The following is a 17,367-nucleotide window of genomic DNA, read 5'->3' as shown; positions in this document are numbered from 1 at the left end:
GTCGACGATGGCGCGATCCGAAAGCAGTGCAATCATGAGGTTCGAGCAGACATGCTGCTGATGATCGATAACTACGATTCCTTCACCTACAACCTGGTGCAGTACTTCGCCGAGTTGAAGGCCGACATCCACGTCATTCGCAATGACGAACTGAGCGTCGACCAGATCGCCGCGCTCAATCCCGAACGCATTGTCCTGTCCCCCGGTCCGTGCACGCCGAACGAGGCGGGCGTGTCCCTGGAAGTCATCGAACGCTTCGCCGGCAAGCTGCCGCTGCTGGGCGTGTGCCTGGGCCACCAGTCCATCGGCCAGGCCTTCGGTGGCGATGTGGTGCGTGCCCGCCAGGTCATGCACGGCAAGGTCAGCCCGGTGTTCCACAAGGACCTGGGCGTATTCGCCGGCCTGAACAATCCGCTGACCCAGACCCGCTACCACTCCCTGGTGGTCAAGCGCGAGACGCTGCCCGACTGCCTGGAAATCACCGCCTGGACGGCGCTGGAGGACGGCTCGGTCGACGAGATCATGGGCCTGCGGCACAAGACGCTGAACGTCGAGGGCGTGCAGTTCCACCCGGAGTCGATCCTCTCCGAACAGGGCCATGAAATGCTGGCCAACTTCCTCAAGCAGACCGGTGGGGTGCGCGCATGAACATCAAGGAAGCCCTCGGCCGTGTGGTCAACCAGCTGGACCTGACCACCGAGGAAATGCAGGACGTCATGCGCGAGATCATGACCGGGCAGTGCACCGACGCGCAGATCGGCGCCTTCCTCATGGGCATGCGGATGAAGAGCGAGACCATCGACGAGATCGTCGGCGCCGTTTCTGTGATGCGCGAACTGGCCGACCAGGTCGAACTGGATAGCCTGAAGCACGTGGTCGACGTGGTCGGCACCGGTGGCGACGGCGCCAACATCTTCAACGTGTCCTCGGCGGCTGCCTTCGTGGTCGCCGCGGCGGGTGGCAAGGTCGCCAAGCACGGTAACCGCGCAGTCTCCGGCAAGAGCGGCAGCGCCGACCTGCTGGAAGCCGCCGGCATCTACCTGGACCTGAAGCCCGTGCAGGTGAAACGCTGCATCGAGACCGTCGGCGTCGGCTTCATGTTCGCCCAGGTCCACCACAAGGCCATGAAGCACGCCGCCGGTCCGCGCCGCGAGCTGGGTCTGCGTACCCTGTTCAACATGCTCGGCCCGCTGACCAACCCGGCCGGCGTGAAGCACCAGGTGGTCGGCGTTTTCAGCCAGGCGCTGTGCCGCCCGCTGGCCGAGGTGCTCAAGCGCCTGGGTAGCGAGCACATCCTGGTGGTGCATTCCCGCGATGGCCTGGACGAGTTCAGCCTCGCCGCGCCGACCCATGTCGCCGAGCTGAAGGACGGCGTGGTCAGCGAATACGAAGTGCAGCCGGAAGACTTCGGCATCAAGAGCCAAAGCCTGATCGGCCTGACCGTGGACAGCCCGCAGCAGTCGCTGGAGCTGATCCGTGACGCCCTCGGTCGGCGCAAGACCGAAGCCGGGCAGAAGGCCGCCGAGCTGATCGTGCTCAACGCCGGCGCCGCGCTCTACGCCGCGGACCTGGCCACCAGCCTGCACGAAGGCATGCAATTGGCCCACGACGCCCTGCACACGGGGCTGGCGCGGGAGAAGATGGAAGAGCTGGCGGCCTTCACCGCCGTTTACCGAGAGGAGAACGCACAGTGAGTGTGCCGACGGTTCTGCAGAAGATCCTGGCCCGCAAGGCCGAAGAAGTCGCCGAACGCCGCACCCGCGTCAGCATCGCCGAGCTGGAGCAGCTGGCGCGTGCCGCCGACGCCCCACGCGGTTTCGCCAACGCCCTGCTGGAGCGCGCCAAGCGCCGCGAGCCGGCGGTCATCGCCGAAGTGAAGAAGGCTTCGCCGAGCAAGGGCGTCCTGCGCGAGAATTTCGACCCGGCCGATATCGCCCGCAGCTATCAGGAAGGCGGCGCAGCCTGCCTGTCCGTGCTGACCGACGTGGACTTCTTCCTGGGTAGCGATGCCTACCTCAAGGAAGCCCGTGCCGCGTGCAAGCTGCCGGTGATCCGCAAGGACTTCATGATCGATCCGTACCAGGTGGTTGAAGCCCGTGCCATTGGCGCCGACTGCATCCTGCTGATCGTCTCGGCGCTGGACGATGCGCGCATGGTCGAGCTGGCCTCGGTGGCCAAGGACGTCGGCCTCGACGTGCTGGTGGAAGTGCACGATGCCCCGGAACTGGAGCGTGCGCTGAAGACCCTGGACACCCCGCTGGTGGGCATCAACAACCGCAACCTGCACACCTTCGAGGTGAGCCTGGAAACCACCCTCGACCTGCTGCCGGAAATCCCGCGCGACCGCATGGTGATCACCGAGAGCGGCATCCTCAACCGCGCCGACGTCGAGCTGATGGAAGTCAGCGACGTGTTCGGCTTCCTGGTGGGCGAAGCCTTCATGCGTGCCGAGGAGCCGGGTACCGAGCTCAAGCGCCTGTTCTTCCCCGAACAGGGCAAGGTCAAGCTGGGCGCCGATCCGGACTGATCTTTCCTGCGGACACAAAAAGCCGGCGATTGCCGGCTTTTTTGCATCCACGGAAATCTCAGCGCGTGCCGAAGACCACCATGGTCTTGCCCTTCACGTGCACCAGACCCTGTTCCTCCAGGCTCTTGAGCACGCGGCCGACCATCTCGCGGGAGCAGCCGACGATGCGGCCGATTTCCTGGCGGGTGATCTTGATCTGCATGCCGTCCGGGTGGGTCATGGCGTCCGGTTGCTGGCACAGGTCCAGCAGGGTACGGGCGACACGGCCGGTGACGTCGAGGAAGGCCAGGTCGCCGACCTTGCGCGTGGTCTTGCGCAGGCGGTCGGCCATCTGGCTGCCGAGGGTGAAGAGAATCTCCGGGTCCTGCTGGCTCAGTTCACGGAATTTGGCATAGCTGATCTCGGCGACTTCGCACTCGGTCTTGGCGCGGACCCAGGCGCTGCGCTCCTGGCTGGCGCTGCCTTCCTTCTCGAAGAGCCCCATCTCCCCGAAGAAGTCACCGGTGTTGAGATAGCCGATGATCATCTCGCGGCCATCGTCGTCCTCGATCAGGACGGTAACCGACCCTTTGATGATGAAGAACAGGCTCTCGCAGCGATCCCCGGCGTAGATGATGGTGCTCTTGGCGGTGAAGCGGCGGCGGTGGCAGTGCGCGAGAAGCTTGTCGAGGTTCTTGATTTTGGGTGTAAGGGTAATAGCTACCATGCCCGAGTCCCGGAAAGTAAAAGAGTGGCCTTTGCACAACAGGCGTCTAATGATTTTTTATTCAGTATGAGTAGTGGCGCCGCATGTCCCTGGCTGGATCCCCCTCGATCCCCAGGGCGGCAAGATTGTCCCTTGGTGCAATGACTTGCCTGTAGGTAATCGGGCAAGAGATTAACAGACGATGTGTTACCAACAATGGGAAAACCGGAACATTCGTCGGGACAATTTCCGAGAGTGTGCCAGTAAAATGGCGCCAGCTTAAGTGATAAATGTCTGTAGGCCTCGCCGAATTGAGACACAGCTAACAGCCGGCGCCTCCCCTGGGCGGTGGAAAGGGCTGTGATAAGCTGGCGCCCCTTTTTTCGGCGGAGTTCTTCTCAATGAAAGCGCGAATCCAGTGGGCTGGCGAAGCGATGTTTCTCGGCGAGTCCGGCAGCGGCCACGTGGTGGTGATGGACGGTCCGCCGGATGCCGGTGGTCGCAACCTGGGCGTGCGCCCGATGGAAATGCTGCTGCTTGGCCTGGGCGGCTGCACCAACTTCGACGTGGTGAGCATCCTGAAGAAGGGCCGCCAGCCGGTAGAAAGCTGCGAGGCCTTCCTCGAAGCCGAGCGCGCCAGCGAAGACCCGAAGGTATTCACCAAGATCCACGTGCACTTCGTGGTCAAGGGCCGTGGGCTGAAGGAAGCGCAGGTCAAGCGTGCGGTCGAGCTGTCGGCCGAGAAGTACTGCTCCGCCTCGATCATGCTCGGCCGCGCCGGCGTCGAGATCACCCACGACTACGAGATCGTCGAACTCGGCTGACAGCCAGCTTCATCCTTTCATCATCAAGGGTGCGCAAACTCTGGCAGAGGTCGCCTGACCTCTGCATAATGCGCCACCTTTTTTCCGGGCTCTCCGGCCCGAAACCAAGCAACCACAATCGCCATCGCGAAGAGGTGTAAACCGTCCTACGCAGGTGCGCCGTACGCATCTGACGGGCATGCTCAACCACGCGGCAGAGCCGCATTGAAGAGAGTTCCCACGGTGAAAAGCAAACTCAAGCTCCACGGGTTCAACAACCTGACGAAGACCTTGAGCTTCAACATCTATGACATCTGCTATGCCGAGACGCCTGAAGACCAGCAGGCCTACGTGCAGTACATCGACGAAGAGTACGATGCTGAACGTCTCACGCAGATCCTCACCGATGTTGTCGACATCATTGGCGCAAACATCCTGAACATCGCCCGTCAGGACTACGATCCGCAAGGCGCCAGCGTGACCATCCTGATCTCCGAGCAGCCGGTCACCCCGACCGACAGCCAGATCGAGGAATCCCCGGGGCCGCTACCGGAAACCATCCTGGCGCACCTCGACAAGAGCCACATCACCGTGCACACCTATCCGGAGATCCATCCGGTGGAAGGCATTGCGACCTTCCGGGTGGACATCGATGTGTCGACCTGCGGCGTCATCTCGCCGCTCAAGGCGCTCAACTACCTGATCCACCAGTTCGACTCGGACATCGTCACCGTGGATTACCGCGTACGTGGCTTCACCCGCGACGTGGAAGGCAAGAAGCACTTCATCGACCACGAGATCAACTCGATCCAGAACTATCTCTCCGACGACACGTACGAGGCCTATCAAATGACCGACGTGAACGTGTACCAGGAGAACATGTTCCACACCAAGATGCTGCTCAAGGAATTCGACCTGGATAACTACCTGTTCGGCGATGCGACCCGCAACCTGTCGCCCGAGCAGCGCAAGCAGGTGGAAGAGCGTGTGCGTCACGAGATGCTGGAAATCTTCTACGCGCGCAACATGCCGCGCTGATCGGGCGACTGCGCTGGGAGATACGGCTTTTCGCCTTGTCTCTCCTGCGTTCGTAATGCTCGATAGTGGAAACGAAAAAGGGCGCCCGGTGGGCGCCCTTTTTCGTTTCTGGCCGGATCAGATCCGGTAGGTGGACTTGGTCATCACCTTCGACAGCAGGGTCATGCCGAACTTCACCGGCGCCGGGAAGCGCAGGCCGCCGGCCTCGATGGCGCTGGTGGCGTGGTGCTGTTCATCGGAACGCATCTGTTCCAGGATGGCGCGGGACTTCTGGTCCTCGGCGGGAATCTCCGTCAGGTGTTCGTCGAGGTGCTTGCACACTTGGTCCTCGGTGGCGGCGACGAAGCCGAGGCTGACGCGGTCGCTGATCAGGCCGGCGGCGGCGCCGACGCCGAACGACAGGCCGTAGAACAGCGGGTTGAGCAGGCTCGGTCGGCTGCCCAGTTCGCGGATGCGCTGTTCGCACCAGGCCAGGTGATCGACTTCTTCGTCGGCGGCGGCTTCCATGGCCTTGCGCACTTTCGGCAGCTTGGCGGTCAGCGCCTGGCCCTGGTACAGCGCCTGGGCGCAGACTTCACCGGTGTGATTGATGCGCATCAGCCCGGCGACGTGGCGGGCGTCGGTTTCGCTGAGCTCGGCGTCCGGCTGGACGATGGCCGGTGACGGGCGCCCGGGGTGACCGCTGAAGGGCAGCAGGGTGCGCAAGGCGGCATCGGCCTGCAGCAGGAAGCGGTCGGCGGGGGAGTAGTGACGGTCGGCGGACATGGCGCACCTCCGGTAAGAACATTCGCCTGGCAGTTTACCGGATGGCGGATGACAGGTCTTGCCGTGGTGCGCGCAAAGAGTCCCGGTAGCCGGTTACTAGCCCGGCGGCCAATGCATCTGACGCTGGCCGAGCACGTGCATGTGGATGTGATGCACGGTCTGCCCGCCCAGGTCATTGCAGTTCATCACCACACGGAAGCCTTCGTCGCAGGCCAGTTCCTTCGCCAGGCGCTGGGCGGTGAAGAGGATATGGCCGGCCAGCGGCTTGTCCGCTTCCTGCAGGTCGTTGAGGGTGGCGATGTGCTTCTTGGGAACCACCAGGAAGTGCACCGGCGCCTGCGGGCCGATGTCATGGAAGGCTATCACCTTGTCATCTTCATAGAGCTTGCGCGCGGGAATCTCCCCGGCGACGATCTTGCAGAACAAACAGTCCACGGACGTTCCTCCGATCTGGTTGGTTGGAACAGGAGTTTAGCGGCCGTGACCCGCACCGCCCAGACTCGCGGCGGTATTCGCAAGGAGCCAGCGTGCAGAACGACATCCATGACCTGGGCCTGGTGCTCGATTCCAGGGTCAAGCTGATCGTGATCGAGTCCTGGGACGAGCCAAGGGTACTGGAGACCCTGACCGGCCTTGCGGTGCGCCGTGGGCTCGACCTGCGGCTGTGGTCGGCGACCGAGGGTCTGCAGCGCCTGGGATTCGGCGGCGAGCCGCAGGGAGAGGGCGACAGCCGAGAGGCGGAAACCGCACTGCGGCTGATCAAGGCCGATCCGCAGCCGACCCTCTACGTGCTCTGCGACCTGCATCCCTATCTCAATGAGAGTCCCCGCGCGGTCCGCCTGCTCAAGGAGATCGCCATGGCCGAAGGGACGTTCAAGCCCACGGTGATACTGGTCTCCCATGCGCTGAAGCTGCCCGCGGAGATCCAGCGTTTCGCCGCGCGTTTCGCACTGTCGTTGCCCTCCGAGGACGAACTGGTGGGCATCGTCCGCGAGGAGGCCGCGCGCTGGAGCGAGCGCAACAGCGGAGCGCGCGTGCGCACTGACAATCGCACCCTGCGTCAGGTGGTGAAGAACCTGCGCGGCCTGAGCCACGGCGAGGCCCGTTTGCTGGCGCGGGGCGTGATCTGCAACGACGGTGCGATCACCCAGGAAGACTTGCCGGAACTCAATCGCACCAAATTCGAGTTGCTCAACCTGGATGGCGTGCTCAGCTTCGAGCACGACACCGCGCGCTTCGCCGAAGTGGGCGGGTTGGCGAACCTCAAACGCTGGCTCGGCGAGCGGCAGGGCGCCTTCACCGAGGGCAAGGAGAAAGACCTTCCCAAGGGCGTGCTACTGGTCGGCGTGCAGGGCGGCGGCAAGAGCCTCGCGGCGAAGGCTGTCGCCGGGCTCTGGGGCCTGCCGCTGCTGCGTCTGGATTTCGGCAGTCTGTACAACAAGTATTTCGGCGAGACCGAGCGCAACCTGCGCGAGGCGCTGCACCTGGCTGACAGCATGTCGCCTTGCGTGCTCTGGGCGGACGAGATCGAGAAGGGCGTGGCCACCGGCGACCAGGACAACGGGGTCAGCCAGCGTGTGCTCGGTACCCTGCTGACCTGGATGTCCGAACGCAAGGCGCCGGTATTCATGGTCGCCACCGCCAATGCCATCGACCGCCTGCCGCCGGAACTGGTGCGCAAGGGGCGCTTCGACGAGCTGTTCTTCGTCGATCTGCCGGATCGCGATGTGCGCATGGACATCTTCCGCATCCACCTCGCGCGCCGCGAACTGGATGTGGCGCAGTTCGAGCCGGGCGCGCTGGCCGATGCCGCCGAGGGCTTTTCCGGCGCGGAGATCGAGCAGGCCGTGGTCGGCGCCTTTTATGCCGCCCAGGCACGGCAGAAGTCGGTGGATCAGTCCTTGCTGCTGGAGGAAATCCGGCGGACGGCGCCGCTGTCGGTGGTGATGGCGGAGGAGTTGGCCGCATTGCGGGAGTGGGCCGACGGCCGCACCGTGCGGGCCGACTGAGTTCGCCTCAGTTGGCCAGCGCCATGCGGTTGATCCGACCGGCGAGTTTGCGCATGACCCAGCGCGGCAGCAGTCGCACACCCTGGGCAAACAGACGGTTGCGCCAGCCGGGAATGATGATGGCGGGCGCTCGGCGCAGGGCCTTCACGGTGAGGAAGGCGACCTGTTCCGGGGACATGATCCGCTTGTCGTTGCCGACCTTGCCCAGGTGCATGTCGGCGTTGCGGTAGAACGCGGTGCGGGTGGGACCGGGGCAGAGTACGGAGACCTTGATGCCGCGTTTTTTCAGCTCTTCGCGCAGGCCTTCGGAGAAATGCAGCACGAACGCCTTGCTGGCGTAATAGCTGCTCATCCACGGGCCGGGCAGCAATCCGGCCATGGAGGCAACGTTGAGAATCTGCCCGCCGCCGCTGCGCTCCATCATGGCGCCGATGCCGTGACACAGGCGCGCCACGGCGAGCACGTTGAGCTCCAGCAGTTCCTGCTCGCCGGACCAGTCATGATCGACGAAGGCGCCCGAGGTGCCGATGCCGGCGTTGTTCACCAGCAGCTCGATCTGCCGCCCGCTTTGCTCCAGTTCGTGGAGCAGGCCGGAGATCTGCAGCGGCTCGGAGAGATCGCAGACGCGGAACAGCACCTCGACGCCGAAGCGTTGCGACAGCTCACAGGCGATGCTGTCCAGCGCGTCGCGCTGGCGGGCAACCAGGATCAGCGCCTGGCCGCGCCGGGCGAGAGCTTCGGCCAGGGCCAGGCCGATGCCGCTGGAGGCGCCGGTAATGAGGGCAAAACGAGGCATTCAAAGGTCTCTGTGGCGGGGTGGCGTTCGACCACGCCCGCCACGGGTTGTTGCATTACTGGTCGGTGCTGCCGGCGTCGTCGGAGTCCGCGCCTTCGGTATCGCCGCTGTTGAACTCGCTGGACGGTTCGGCCGGGGCGGCGGCATCCGGTTCGGCCTGCTGGTACTGGGCCGCATGGCTGCGCTCGACGTACTGCTCGTAACTGGGAATCGCGATGGCGGCAAGGATACCGAACACCACCGGAACGATCACCATGCTCCAGGCCAGCGCCACCACGCCGCGGCTGTTGGGCGGCGGCGGCGGACCGTAGCGGTTGGCGCCGTCGTTGCCGGGGATCAGCATCATCAGCAGAGGGAACACGCTGCCGACCACCGGGACGATGTTGAGCAGCATCAGCCAGCCCGACCAGCCGACATCGTGCAGGCGCTGGACGCCCATCATGATGCCGACGACCACGTAGGCGATGAACACGACGGCCGCGAGCAGAATGCCCAGCGTCTGGGACAGGGCGAAGGCACCGGCCACCAGCAGGAAGATCGGAATGCCGACCAGGAACAGCGCCATGCTCCAGCCCAGGTAGCGCACCCGGCCGATACGGCCTTCGCTGGTGAAGGGCTTGAGTTCGCCGAACTCCGGCAGTTCGTCACCCACACGGGCCTGCGGCGGTGCGTAGGGGGAGGCGGTCGATGCGCCAATGGCGGGCGCCGCTACGCTGGCGTTCATCTCGGCCTGCCGGGCGAGATACCGCTCGATGATGATGCCGCAGGCGGCGCAGTCGCTGGCCTTGAGCTGTACATGCCCGCATTTGGGGCAGGCCATCTGGTCGTCGCGGATCGTTTCGGCGGGAGCCTGGTTGGCAGCCGTCGCTTCGCTGGGATGGTCGTCGGTCTCGACCAGGCTCAGGCCTCCCGCCCGTTCCTCGGCTTCCTTGCGGGCGTTGGCGCCTGCGCCATGCAGGGCGCGGAGGTACTTGTCGGCTTCGTCGTCGGAGAGGTCGCGCTTGAGGACTACGGGTTTGCCGCTGAACAGCGCGTCGATCTTCGACGTGTCGCTTTTGAACAGGCGGGCGAGATTCTCCTTGGCGGTTTCCAGTGGCGTCTGCGGCATCAGCGTGCCGTCGAACACGATCTTGAAACGGGCTTGGTCCATTGGGGCATCCTTGTCAGCGGGCTGTGGTGAGATCGATACAGCGTAATAGCGCCATTGAGGGGCAACAAGTTGCCCCGATGCACATATCGGCAGACGGTGGGGCTGGTCAGACCAGCAGGTGGCCGGGCAGCGTCGTGCTGCGGGTCAGGGCCTGGCGGTATTCGTTGTCGAGCCGCGCGATGAGCTCCTCCACGGACGGCAGGTCATGGATGTTGCCGACGCCTTGGCCGGCCGACCAGACGGTCTTCCAGGCCTTGGCCTCGTCGCTCACCGGCTTGAGCTTCTCGCCATAGTTGATGTCGGCCTTGTCGGTCAGGCGCTTCAGGTCGAAGCCGGCGGCCTCCAGGCTCTGGCGCATGAAGCTGGCCGGTACGCCGGACACGGCGGGCGTATGGATGATGTCGGCGGCGCGGGCTTCGAGCAGCATCCGCTTGTAGTCGGTGGACGCATTGCTCTCGCGGGTGGCGATGAAGCGCGTGCCGAGATAGGCGAGGTCGGCCCCGAGCACCTGGGCGGCGAGAATCTCGTGGCCGTGGTTGATGCAGCCGGCCAGCAGCAGGGTCTTGTCGAAGAACTGGCGGATTTCCGCGACCAGCGCGAAGGGACTCCAGGTACCGGCATGGCCGCCAGCGCCGGCGGCAACCGCGATCAGGCCGTCGACCCCGGCCTCCGCAGCCTTTTCGGCATGGCGGCGGGTGGTGACGTCGTGGAAGACCAGTCCGCCATAGCTGTGCACCGCATCCACTACCTCGCGCACGGCACCCAGGCTGGTGATGACGATGGGCACCCGATGCTCCACGCACAGCGCCAGGTCCGCCTGCAGGCGCGGGTTGCTGTGGTGGACGATGAGGTTCACCGCATAGGGCGCCGCCTTGGGATCGGCGGCGAGGCCCGCTTCGATTTCCTCCAGCCAGGCCTTGAAGCCGCTGCTTTCGCGCTGGTTCAGCGCCGGGAAGCTGCCGACGATGCCGCCCTTGCAGCAGGCCAGCACCAGTTGCGGAGTGGACACCAGGAACATCGGTGCCGCCACCAGGGGCACGCGCAGGCGGCGGTCGAGCAGGGCGGGCAGGGACATGACGGTCTCCTTGTCGGGTCAGAAGGGTTTGACCACCACCAGAATGACGATGGCCAGCAGGAACAGTACCGGTACTTCGTTGAACCAACGGTAGAACACGTGGCTGCGGGCGTTCTCGCCACGGGCGAAGCGCTTGAGCATGGCCCCGCAGGCGTGGTGGTAGCCGATCAGCAGGACCACCAGGGTGAGCTTGGCGTGCAGCCAGCCCTGGCTCAGCCAGGCCGGATTGAGGTAGAGCATCCAGGCGCCGAGGACGATGGTGAGGATCATCGACGGCCCCATGATGCCGCGGTACAGCTTGCGCTCCATTACGCAGAAGCGCTCGCGGCTGGCGGCGTCCTCGCTCATGGCGTGGTAGACGAACAGGCGCGGCAGGTAGAACAGGCCGGCGAACCAGCAGACCACGGCAATGATGTGAAAGGCTTTGAGCCACAGGTACAGCATCGGGACTTCCTCGGATCGGTGATGAGCCGATAGTAGTGGCGTGGTGCAATGGCGTCATCCTCGGCGCAGCAGCGCAGCAGCGCTGCGGCGGTGATCGTTTTCCCGTGTCGATTGGTGTCGGGAGCTGCGCTTGCCGGTGCGCTGATCGGAAAGGGGAAACCGCGGGCCGACAGAATGGTCGACCCCATGCGGATTCGCTCTGTTCAGCGGGTGCAGCGGCTCATATCATGGTTGCCCCTGAATTTGGCCCCATAGGTGGAGTGACAGGTAGATGATCAAGGTCGGTATCGTAGGTGGCACGGGTTATACGGGCGTGGAACTGCTGCGCCTGCTGGCACAGCATCCCCAGGCGCGCGTCGAGGTGATTACCTCGCGCTCCGAGGAGGGCGTGAAAGTCGCCGACATGTACCCGAACCTGCGAGGCCACTATGACGGCCTGGCGTTCAGCGTGCCGGACGTGAAGCGCCTGGGCGACTGCGACGTGGTGTTCTTCGCCACCCCGCACGGCGTGGCCCATGCCCTGGCCGGCGAGCTGCTGGCCACCGGGACCCGGGTGATCGACCTGTCCGCCGACTTCCGCCTGCAGGACGCCGAGGAGTGGGCAAAGTGGTACGGCCAGCCCCACGGCGCGCCCGAACTGCTGCCCGAAGCCGTCTACGGCCTGCCGGAAGTCAACCGCGAGGCCATCAAGGCTGCGCGCCTGATCGCTGTTCCCGGCTGCTATCCGACCGCCACCCAGCTCGGCTTCATCCCGTTGCTGGAGAAGGGCCTGGCTGATGCCAGCCAACTGATCGCCGACTGCAAGTCCGGCGTCAGCGGTGCCGGTCGTGGCGCCAAGGTCGGCTCGCTGTTCTGCGAGGCTGGTGAGAGCATGATGGCCTACTCGGTCAAGGGTCACCGTCACCTGCCGGAAATCAGCCAGGGCCTGCGCCGCGCCGCAAAAGGCGATGTCGGCCTGACCTTCGTCCCGCACCTGACCCCGATGATCCGTGGCATTCACGCAACCCTGTATGCGCGCGTGGCCGACCGTGGCGTCGATCTGCAGAAGCTGTATGAAGAGCGCTATGCCAACGAGCCGTTCGTCGACGTGATGCCGGCCGGCAGCCATCCGGAAACCCGCAGTGTGCGCGGCGCCAATGTCTGCCGCATCGCGGTGCACCGTCCGCAGGGCGGCGACCTGGTGGTGATCCTGTCGGTGATCGACAACCTGGTGAAGGGCGCGTCCGGCCAGGCGATCCAGAACATGAACATCCTGTTCGGCCTGGACGAGCACATGGGCCTGTCCAACGTCGCGCTGCTGCCGTAAGGAAGGATTGCCCCGGGAGGCGGTCGATTGATCTGGACCAAAGGATGAGTCGGATTAGTTGACCGTTTTTCTGGGGTAAGCGGATAATAGCCCGCAATGTTGTAACGTACGGCTTCGGCCGGGAGAGTTGTCACCATGACCATCGAAACCTTCACCCCCACTCCGCTGGTGTTTTCCCTCGGCGCTGCGACCAAGGTGAAGAACCTGATCGACGAAGAAGGCAATCCGCGACTGAAGCTGCGGGTGTTCGTCACAGGCGGTGGCTGCTCGGGCTTCCAGTACGGGTTCACCTTCGATGAGGACACCGCGGACGACGACACCATCGTCGAGCGCGATGGCGTCAGCCTCGTGGTTGATCCGATGAGCTTCCAGTACCTCGCCGGTGCGGAAGTGGACTACCAGGAAGGCCTCGAAGGTTCGCGGTTCGTCATCAAGAACCCGAACGCAGCGACCACCTGCGGCTGCGGTCAGTCCTTCTCGATCTGATGCCGTAGTCAAGAAAACGCCGCGCAATTGCGCGGCGTTTTTGTTTGTGCGGTCGGCTCAGGCCGGGTAGAGCCCACCGAGAATACGCGGCCCCTGGGCGGCAGTGACTTCCGGGCAGTTGCCGGGCAGGCGCTCGAGGAATCGATGGGCCAGCCAGGCGAAGGCCATGGCCTCCATCCACTCTGGCGGCACCCCGCGATCGATGCTGCTGATCACGCTGGCACCCGGCATGTGCACCGCCAGGCGTTGCATCAGGGTGGTGTTGAAAGCTCCGCCGCCACATACCACTACTTCCTGGCAACCGGGCTGCGCATCCAGCAGGGCAGCGGCAATGCTGTGTGCCGTCAGCTCCAGCAGGGTCGCCTGTACATCTTCGGCTTTTACCGCAGTGTGCTTGGCAAGAAGCGAAGTCAGCCAGCTCAGGTTGAAGCGTTCCCGGCCGGTGCTTTTCGGGCCTTTGGCGGCGAAGAAGTCGTCCGCCAGCATGTCGTGCAGCAATGCCGGGTCGATGCTGCCGCTGGCTGCCCAAGCGCCATCGCGATCGTAGGCTTCGCCGCGTTGCTCCTGGATCCAGGCGTCCAGCAGCACATTGCCCGGACCGCAGTCGAATCCACGCACGGGCTTGCCGGGGCTGAGCAAGGAGACGTTGCTGAAGCCGCCGATGTTGAGGATCGCGCACTCTCGGCTATCCCGGCCGAACAGCGCCTGGTGGAAGGCTGGAACCAGGGGCGCGCCCTGGCCGCCGGCTGCCACGTCGCGGCGGCGGAAGTCGGCAATTACGTCGATGCCGGTCAGCTCGGCGAGCAGTGCCGGGTTGCCAATCTGTACGGTGAAGCCCAGGTGCGGCTCATGACGAATGGTCTGGCCGTGACTGCCAATGGCGCGAATTTCACTGGCGTCCAGGTTTTCTCGGGCCAGCAGTTGCTTGATGCCTTGGGCGGCCAGGCGCACCCAACTGTTTTCCGCGAGGGCGGAGCGGGCGACTTCGTCCGGACCGGAAGAGCAGAGCGCCAGCAGGTCGGCGCGAAGCTTGGCAGGCATGGGGATATAGTGGGAGGCGAGCAGAGTGGTCTGCTCGCCTTGCTCGATCAGGGCGATGTCCAGCCCGTCGAGACTGGTTCCGGACATCACCCCCAGATAGAGCGGCATGACTCAGCGCTTGTTCAGGGCCAGGAAGGTTGCCTTCTCCTGGTCCATGCGAGCGATCAGCGGTTGGGTCTGAGCCAGGAAACGCTTGCGTTCCGGCCCGCTGAGCGGATCGGCCGTCGGCAACTTGGCGCTCAGGGGATCGACGTGCTGACCGTTGACCTGGAACTCGTAATGCAGGTGCGGGCCGGTGGCGAGGCCGGTCATGCCGACGTAACCGATGATCTGGCCCTGCTTCACCGCCACGCCGGAGCGGATGCCCTTGGCGAAGCGGCTCATGTGGCCGTACACGGTGCGATAGCGCTGGCCGTGCTGGATCACCACGGCGTTGCCGTAGCCGCCCTTGCGGCCGGCTTCGAGGATCTTGCCGTCGCCGGTCGCCTTGATCGGGGTGCCGATCGGTGCGGCGTAGTCCACGCCCTTGTGTGCACGAATCTTGTTCAGGATGGGGTGGAAACGCCCAATCGAGAAGCGCGAGCTGATGCGGGCAAAGTCCACCGGCGTGCGGATGAATGCCTTGCGCATGCTGCTGCCGTCGGCGCGCAGGTAACTGGTGTTGCCCTGTTTGGTGGTGTAGCGCACCGCGGTGTATTCCTTGCCGCGGTTGATGAAGCGCACCGCGAGGATGCTCCCGGTGCCCACCTGTTTGCCCTTCACCTGCTGGGATTCGTAGATCACATCGAACTCGTCGCCCTCGCGGATATCCTGGGCGAAGTCGATGTCGTAGCCGAGGACGCTGGCCATCGACATGATCAGATCATGGGATAGCCCGGCGTTGCGGCCGGCCACGAACAGCGAGCTGTCTACGCGGCCGTGGGCATAGTTCGCGTGTACCGAGGGCTTGACCAGGTCGCGCTTGAAGTCATAGCCCTTGGCCGACTTGTTCAGGCTGATGGTCTCCAGGTCGTTGCGCTTGACCTTCAGGCCCTGCAACTCGCCCTTGGCGTCAATGAGGAAGTCCACGTCCTGGCCGACATCGAGACGGGTGAACTGCTTGGCGTCCTTGTTGGCGGCAAGCAAGTCGTGTACGACGTTCGCCGGCAGCCCGGCCTTCGCGAACACGTTGGAAAGAGTGTCGCCCTTGCCCACGGTCACGCTCTTCCACGCAGGGTCTGCGGGGGCGGAGGGGGAGGGTTGTTTGCTCGAGTCGGCGAGATCGTTCTTCTTGTCCGCGTCTTGTTCGGCGCTGTTCTGGTTGTCCGGCTGGCCTTCTATCTGTGCAAAAGGCGAAGAGCCGTCGTCTTCCGTGACCGGATTGGGTCGAAGGTCGTCTTTTTCCTGGAGGATCTGCTCGGTACCGCTGTCCAGCTCGAGATTGAGCGTGGTCTTCTTCGCCTCGACCTCGGCCGAGGGGAACACCAGCAGAGCCAAGCTGAGGAGCGCTGCTACACCGCTTGCGGCCAGCAGGTGACTCTTCGGATAGTACGGCGCTTTCTGATTGGATTGCGTCATGGCATGAGTGGTGTTTTTGGAATGTGAAATAACTGCCTAAAATATAATCAAATTCCCTCAGAGGCAACCCTGCTGACGGGCTTCTGACGTCCTGTCCTCTGGCGCCGGGCAAAACTTGTTTTTAGTGCCTGTTCTTGTATCGTTGGTTCCCTTTCGCAATTCGCAACGTACAGGAACCTGCAATGAAGTCGGTCGAAGAGCAGCTGGCGCTGATCAAGCGCGGAGCGGACGAAATTCTCGTGGAAGCCGAGCTGATCGAAAAGCTCAAGCGCGGCCAGCCCCTGCGTATCAAGGCCGGATTCGACCCGACCGCCCCTGACCTGCACCTCGGCCACACCGTTCTTATTAATAAGCTGCGCCAGTTCCAGGAGCTGGGGCACCAGGTGATCTTCCTGATCGGCGACTTCACTGGGATGATCGGTGACCCCAGTGGGAAAAGTGTTACCCGTCCTCCCCTTACTCGCGAGCAGGTTCTTGAGAACGCCGAGACCTACAAGGCCCAGGTTTTCAAGATTCTTGACCCCGCGAAGACCGAAGTAGCCTTCAATTCGACCTGGATGGACCAGCTTTCCCCTGCTGACTTTATCCGTCTGGCTTCCCAGTACACCGTTGCCCGCATGCTGGAACGCGATGATTTCAGCAAACGCTATGCCAGCAACCAGTCCATCGCCATTCACGAGTTCCTCTATCCGCTGGTTCAGGGCTATGACTCCGTCGCGCTGCGTGCTGACGTCGAGCTCGGCGGCACCGATCAGAAGTTCAACCTGCTGATGGGGCGTGAACTGCAGCGTGCCTATGGCCAGGATCCGCAGTGCATCCTGACCATGCCGCTGCTGGAAGGTCTGGATGGCGTGAAGAAGATGTCCAAGTCCCTGGGCAACTACATTGGCATCCAGGAGGCGCCGGGTGTCATGTACAGCAAGCTGGTCTCGATTCCCGACACCCTGATGTGGCGTTACTTCGAGCTGCTCAGCTTCCGTTCGATGGAAGAGATCGAGGGCTTCAGGAAGGATGTAGAGGCGGGCGCCAACCCGCGCGATATCAAGATCAAGCTGGCCGAGGAAATCGTTGCTCGCTTCCATGGTGAAGAGGCTGCCGCTTCGGCGCACAAGTCCGCGGGTAACCGTCTGAAGGATGGCGAGCTGCCGGAAGATCTGCCGGAAGTAGAGGTCGCGGCGTCGGAAGATCTGCCGATCGGGGCTGTCCTTAATAAGGCGGGTCTGGTGAAGAACTCCGCGGTCGCTCGCGACCTGCTGTCTTCCAGTGGTGTACGCGTGGATGGCGAAGTCGTGGATCGCAGCTTTGTCTTCAAGATCGGCGCCACTCACGTGCTGCAGGCCGGCAAGAAGGCCTTTGCACGCGTCTCCCTGGTTGCCGAGTAAAGAAAGTTTAAATTAGTCGTTGACGGCCAATTTAAACTCCCTATAATGCGCACCACTCCCAGCGACGAAGCGCTGAAAAGAGCTTGAAAATCAAGCACTTACAGTAGGTCGAAGTTGGGGCGGTGATCAGGCAGGTGATTCACTTGTCGCTCTTCATGGGCTGCTCCGGCAGCGAACTGAAGAGAAGGTCATCGAGGTGCTTGACAGTGAGTTTGATCGCTGTAGAATGCGCCTCCCGCTGATGAGAAGGCTTCCTTCACTGATGCGCAAGCGGTTGAGTAGAAAAGAGATTTTCGAAAATAA

General features: G+C 63.5%; 18 protein-coding genes. 9 read left to right on the top strand and 9 right to left on the bottom strand.

Annotation, left to right across the window (positions count from 1 at the left end):
• The first annotated feature begins 51 nt into the window (after positions 1 to 51).
• From J5M67_RS22505 to trpC, 3 genes are read left to right on the top strand one after another with little or no spacing between them, the layout of a single operon-like run.
• Entirely contained in the window at positions 52 to 648 is a 597-nt protein-coding gene (locus tag J5M67_RS22505; protein WP_207887536.1) for an aminodeoxychorismate/anthranilate synthase component II, read from the top strand.
• Positions 645 to 1,694 carry an anthranilate phosphoribosyltransferase gene (trpD, locus tag J5M67_RS22500; protein WP_207887535.1) on the top strand — a complete coding sequence of 350 codons (1,050 nt, stop codon included), beginning with the start codon at positions 645 to 647 and terminating at the stop codon, positions 1,692 to 1,694. The genes J5M67_RS22505 and trpD overlap by 4 nt, the downstream gene beginning before the upstream one ends.
• Positions 1,691 to 2,527 carry an indole-3-glycerol phosphate synthase TrpC gene (gene trpC, locus J5M67_RS22495; RefSeq protein WP_207887534.1) on the top strand — a complete coding sequence of 279 codons (837 nt, stop codon included), beginning with the start codon at positions 1,691 to 1,693 and terminating at the stop codon, positions 2,525 to 2,527. The genes trpD and trpC overlap by 4 nt, the downstream gene beginning before the upstream one ends.
• 58 nt (positions 2,528 to 2,585) lie before the next feature.
• On the opposite strand, the gene crp is transcribed toward trpC, so the two are convergent.
• Positions 2,586 to 3,233: a cAMP-activated global transcriptional regulator CRP gene (gene crp, locus J5M67_RS22490; protein WP_207887533.1), complete on the bottom strand. Its 648-nt coding sequence runs from the start codon at positions 3,231 to 3,233 to the stop codon at positions 2,586 to 2,588.
• Between the two features lie 380 nt (positions 3,234 to 3,613).
• On the opposite strand from crp, the gene J5M67_RS22485 reads away from it, so the two are divergent.
• The gene (locus J5M67_RS22485; protein ID WP_152219856.1) at positions 3,614 to 4,036 is read left to right on the top strand and encodes an OsmC family protein; all 423 of its coding nucleotides are present in this window, start codon (positions 3,614 to 3,616) and stop codon (positions 4,034 to 4,036) included.
• A 222-nt stretch (positions 4,037 to 4,258) separates the two neighbouring features.
• Entirely contained in the window at positions 4,259 to 5,053 is a 795-nt protein-coding gene (gene speD, locus J5M67_RS22480; protein WP_207887532.1) for an adenosylmethionine decarboxylase, read from the top strand.
• Positions 5,054 to 5,170: 117 nt separating this feature from the next.
• Here the strand turns inward: speD and coq7 are convergent, their stop codons facing one another.
• Together coq7 and J5M67_RS22470 are read right to left on the bottom strand one after the other, a co-directional pair.
• Entirely contained in the window at positions 5,171 to 5,818 is a 648-nt protein-coding gene (gene coq7 / locus J5M67_RS22475) for a 2-polyprenyl-3-methyl-6-methoxy-1,4-benzoquinone monooxygenase (RefSeq protein ID WP_207887531.1), read from the bottom strand.
• A 96-nt stretch (positions 5,819 to 5,914) separates the two neighbouring features.
• Positions 5,915 to 6,253: a histidine triad nucleotide-binding protein gene (locus tag J5M67_RS22470; protein ID WP_207887530.1), complete on the bottom strand. Its 339-nt coding sequence runs from the start codon at positions 6,251 to 6,253 to the stop codon at positions 5,915 to 5,917.
• A 92-nt stretch (positions 6,254 to 6,345) separates the two neighbouring features.
• Here J5M67_RS22470 and J5M67_RS22465 point away from each other — a divergent pair, with 92 nt between their 5' ends.
• Positions 6,346 to 7,827: an AAA family ATPase gene (locus J5M67_RS22465; RefSeq protein WP_207887529.1), complete on the top strand. Its 1,482-nt coding sequence runs from the start codon at positions 6,346 to 6,348 to the stop codon at positions 7,825 to 7,827.
• 7 nt (positions 7,828 to 7,834) lie between these two features.
• On the opposite strand, the gene J5M67_RS22460 is transcribed toward J5M67_RS22465, so the two are convergent.
• The 4 genes from J5M67_RS22460 to hemJ form a co-directional block, all read right to left on the bottom strand.
• Positions 7,835 to 8,623, bottom strand: a complete 789-nt coding sequence (locus J5M67_RS22460) for an SDR family oxidoreductase (RefSeq protein ID WP_207887528.1) — start codon at positions 8,621 to 8,623, stop codon at positions 7,835 to 7,837.
• A 55-nt stretch (positions 8,624 to 8,678) separates the two neighbouring features.
• Positions 8,679 to 9,773 (bottom strand): DUF805 domain-containing protein, encoded by a 1,095-nt coding sequence (locus J5M67_RS22455; protein ID WP_207887527.1) that lies wholly within the window; start codon positions 9,771 to 9,773, stop codon positions 8,679 to 8,681.
• Between the two features lie 106 nt (positions 9,774 to 9,879).
• Positions 9,880 to 10,848, bottom strand: a complete 969-nt coding sequence (locus J5M67_RS22450) for a nitronate monooxygenase family protein (RefSeq protein ID WP_207887526.1) — start codon at positions 10,846 to 10,848, stop codon at positions 9,880 to 9,882.
• Positions 10,849 to 10,866: 18 nt separating this feature from the next.
• Positions 10,867 to 11,289 carry a protoporphyrinogen oxidase HemJ gene (gene hemJ, locus J5M67_RS22445; RefSeq protein WP_207887583.1) on the bottom strand — a complete coding sequence of 141 codons (423 nt, stop codon included), beginning with the start codon at positions 11,287 to 11,289 and terminating at the stop codon, positions 10,867 to 10,869.
• Positions 11,290 to 11,563: 274 nt separating this feature from the next.
• Between hemJ and argC the strand changes: the two genes are divergently transcribed.
• The gene (gene argC / locus J5M67_RS22440; protein ID WP_207887525.1) at positions 11,564 to 12,598 is read left to right on the top strand and encodes an N-acetyl-gamma-glutamyl-phosphate reductase; all 1,035 of its coding nucleotides are present in this window, start codon (positions 11,564 to 11,566) and stop codon (positions 12,596 to 12,598) included.
• 135 nt (positions 12,599 to 12,733) lie between these two features.
• Positions 12,734 to 13,084 carry an iron-sulfur cluster insertion protein ErpA gene (gene erpA, locus J5M67_RS22435; RefSeq protein ID WP_152219878.1) on the top strand — a complete coding sequence of 117 codons (351 nt, stop codon included), beginning with the start codon at positions 12,734 to 12,736 and terminating at the stop codon, positions 13,082 to 13,084.
• Positions 13,085 to 13,141: 57 nt separating this feature from the next.
• Here erpA and J5M67_RS22430 read toward each other — a convergent pair whose 3' ends face one another.
• Positions 13,142 to 14,233 carry an anhydro-N-acetylmuramic acid kinase gene (locus tag J5M67_RS22430; protein WP_207887524.1) on the bottom strand — a complete coding sequence of 364 codons (1,092 nt, stop codon included), beginning with the start codon at positions 14,231 to 14,233 and terminating at the stop codon, positions 13,142 to 13,144.
• A 3-nt stretch (positions 14,234 to 14,236) separates the two neighbouring features.
• Entirely contained in the window at positions 14,237 to 15,682 is a 1,446-nt protein-coding gene (locus tag J5M67_RS22425; RefSeq protein ID WP_207887523.1) for a peptidoglycan DD-metalloendopeptidase family protein, read from the bottom strand.
• A 182-nt stretch (positions 15,683 to 15,864) separates the two neighbouring features.
• Here J5M67_RS22425 and tyrS point away from each other — a divergent pair, with 182 nt between their 5' ends.
• The gene (gene tyrS / locus J5M67_RS22420) at positions 15,865 to 17,064 is read left to right on the top strand and encodes a tyrosine--tRNA ligase (protein WP_207887522.1); all 1,200 of its coding nucleotides are present in this window, start codon (positions 15,865 to 15,867) and stop codon (positions 17,062 to 17,064) included.
• The last annotated feature ends 303 nt before the right edge of the window (positions 17,065 to 17,367 follow it).

It is taken from the genome of Pseudomonas sp. 30_B (assembly GCF_017491605.1).
Classification (GTDB): domain Bacteria; phylum Pseudomonadota; class Gammaproteobacteria; order Pseudomonadales; family Pseudomonadaceae; genus Pseudomonas.
Note: the sequence above shows the minus strand (reverse complement) of the source record. Positions and strands in the feature narration are given on the sequence as shown.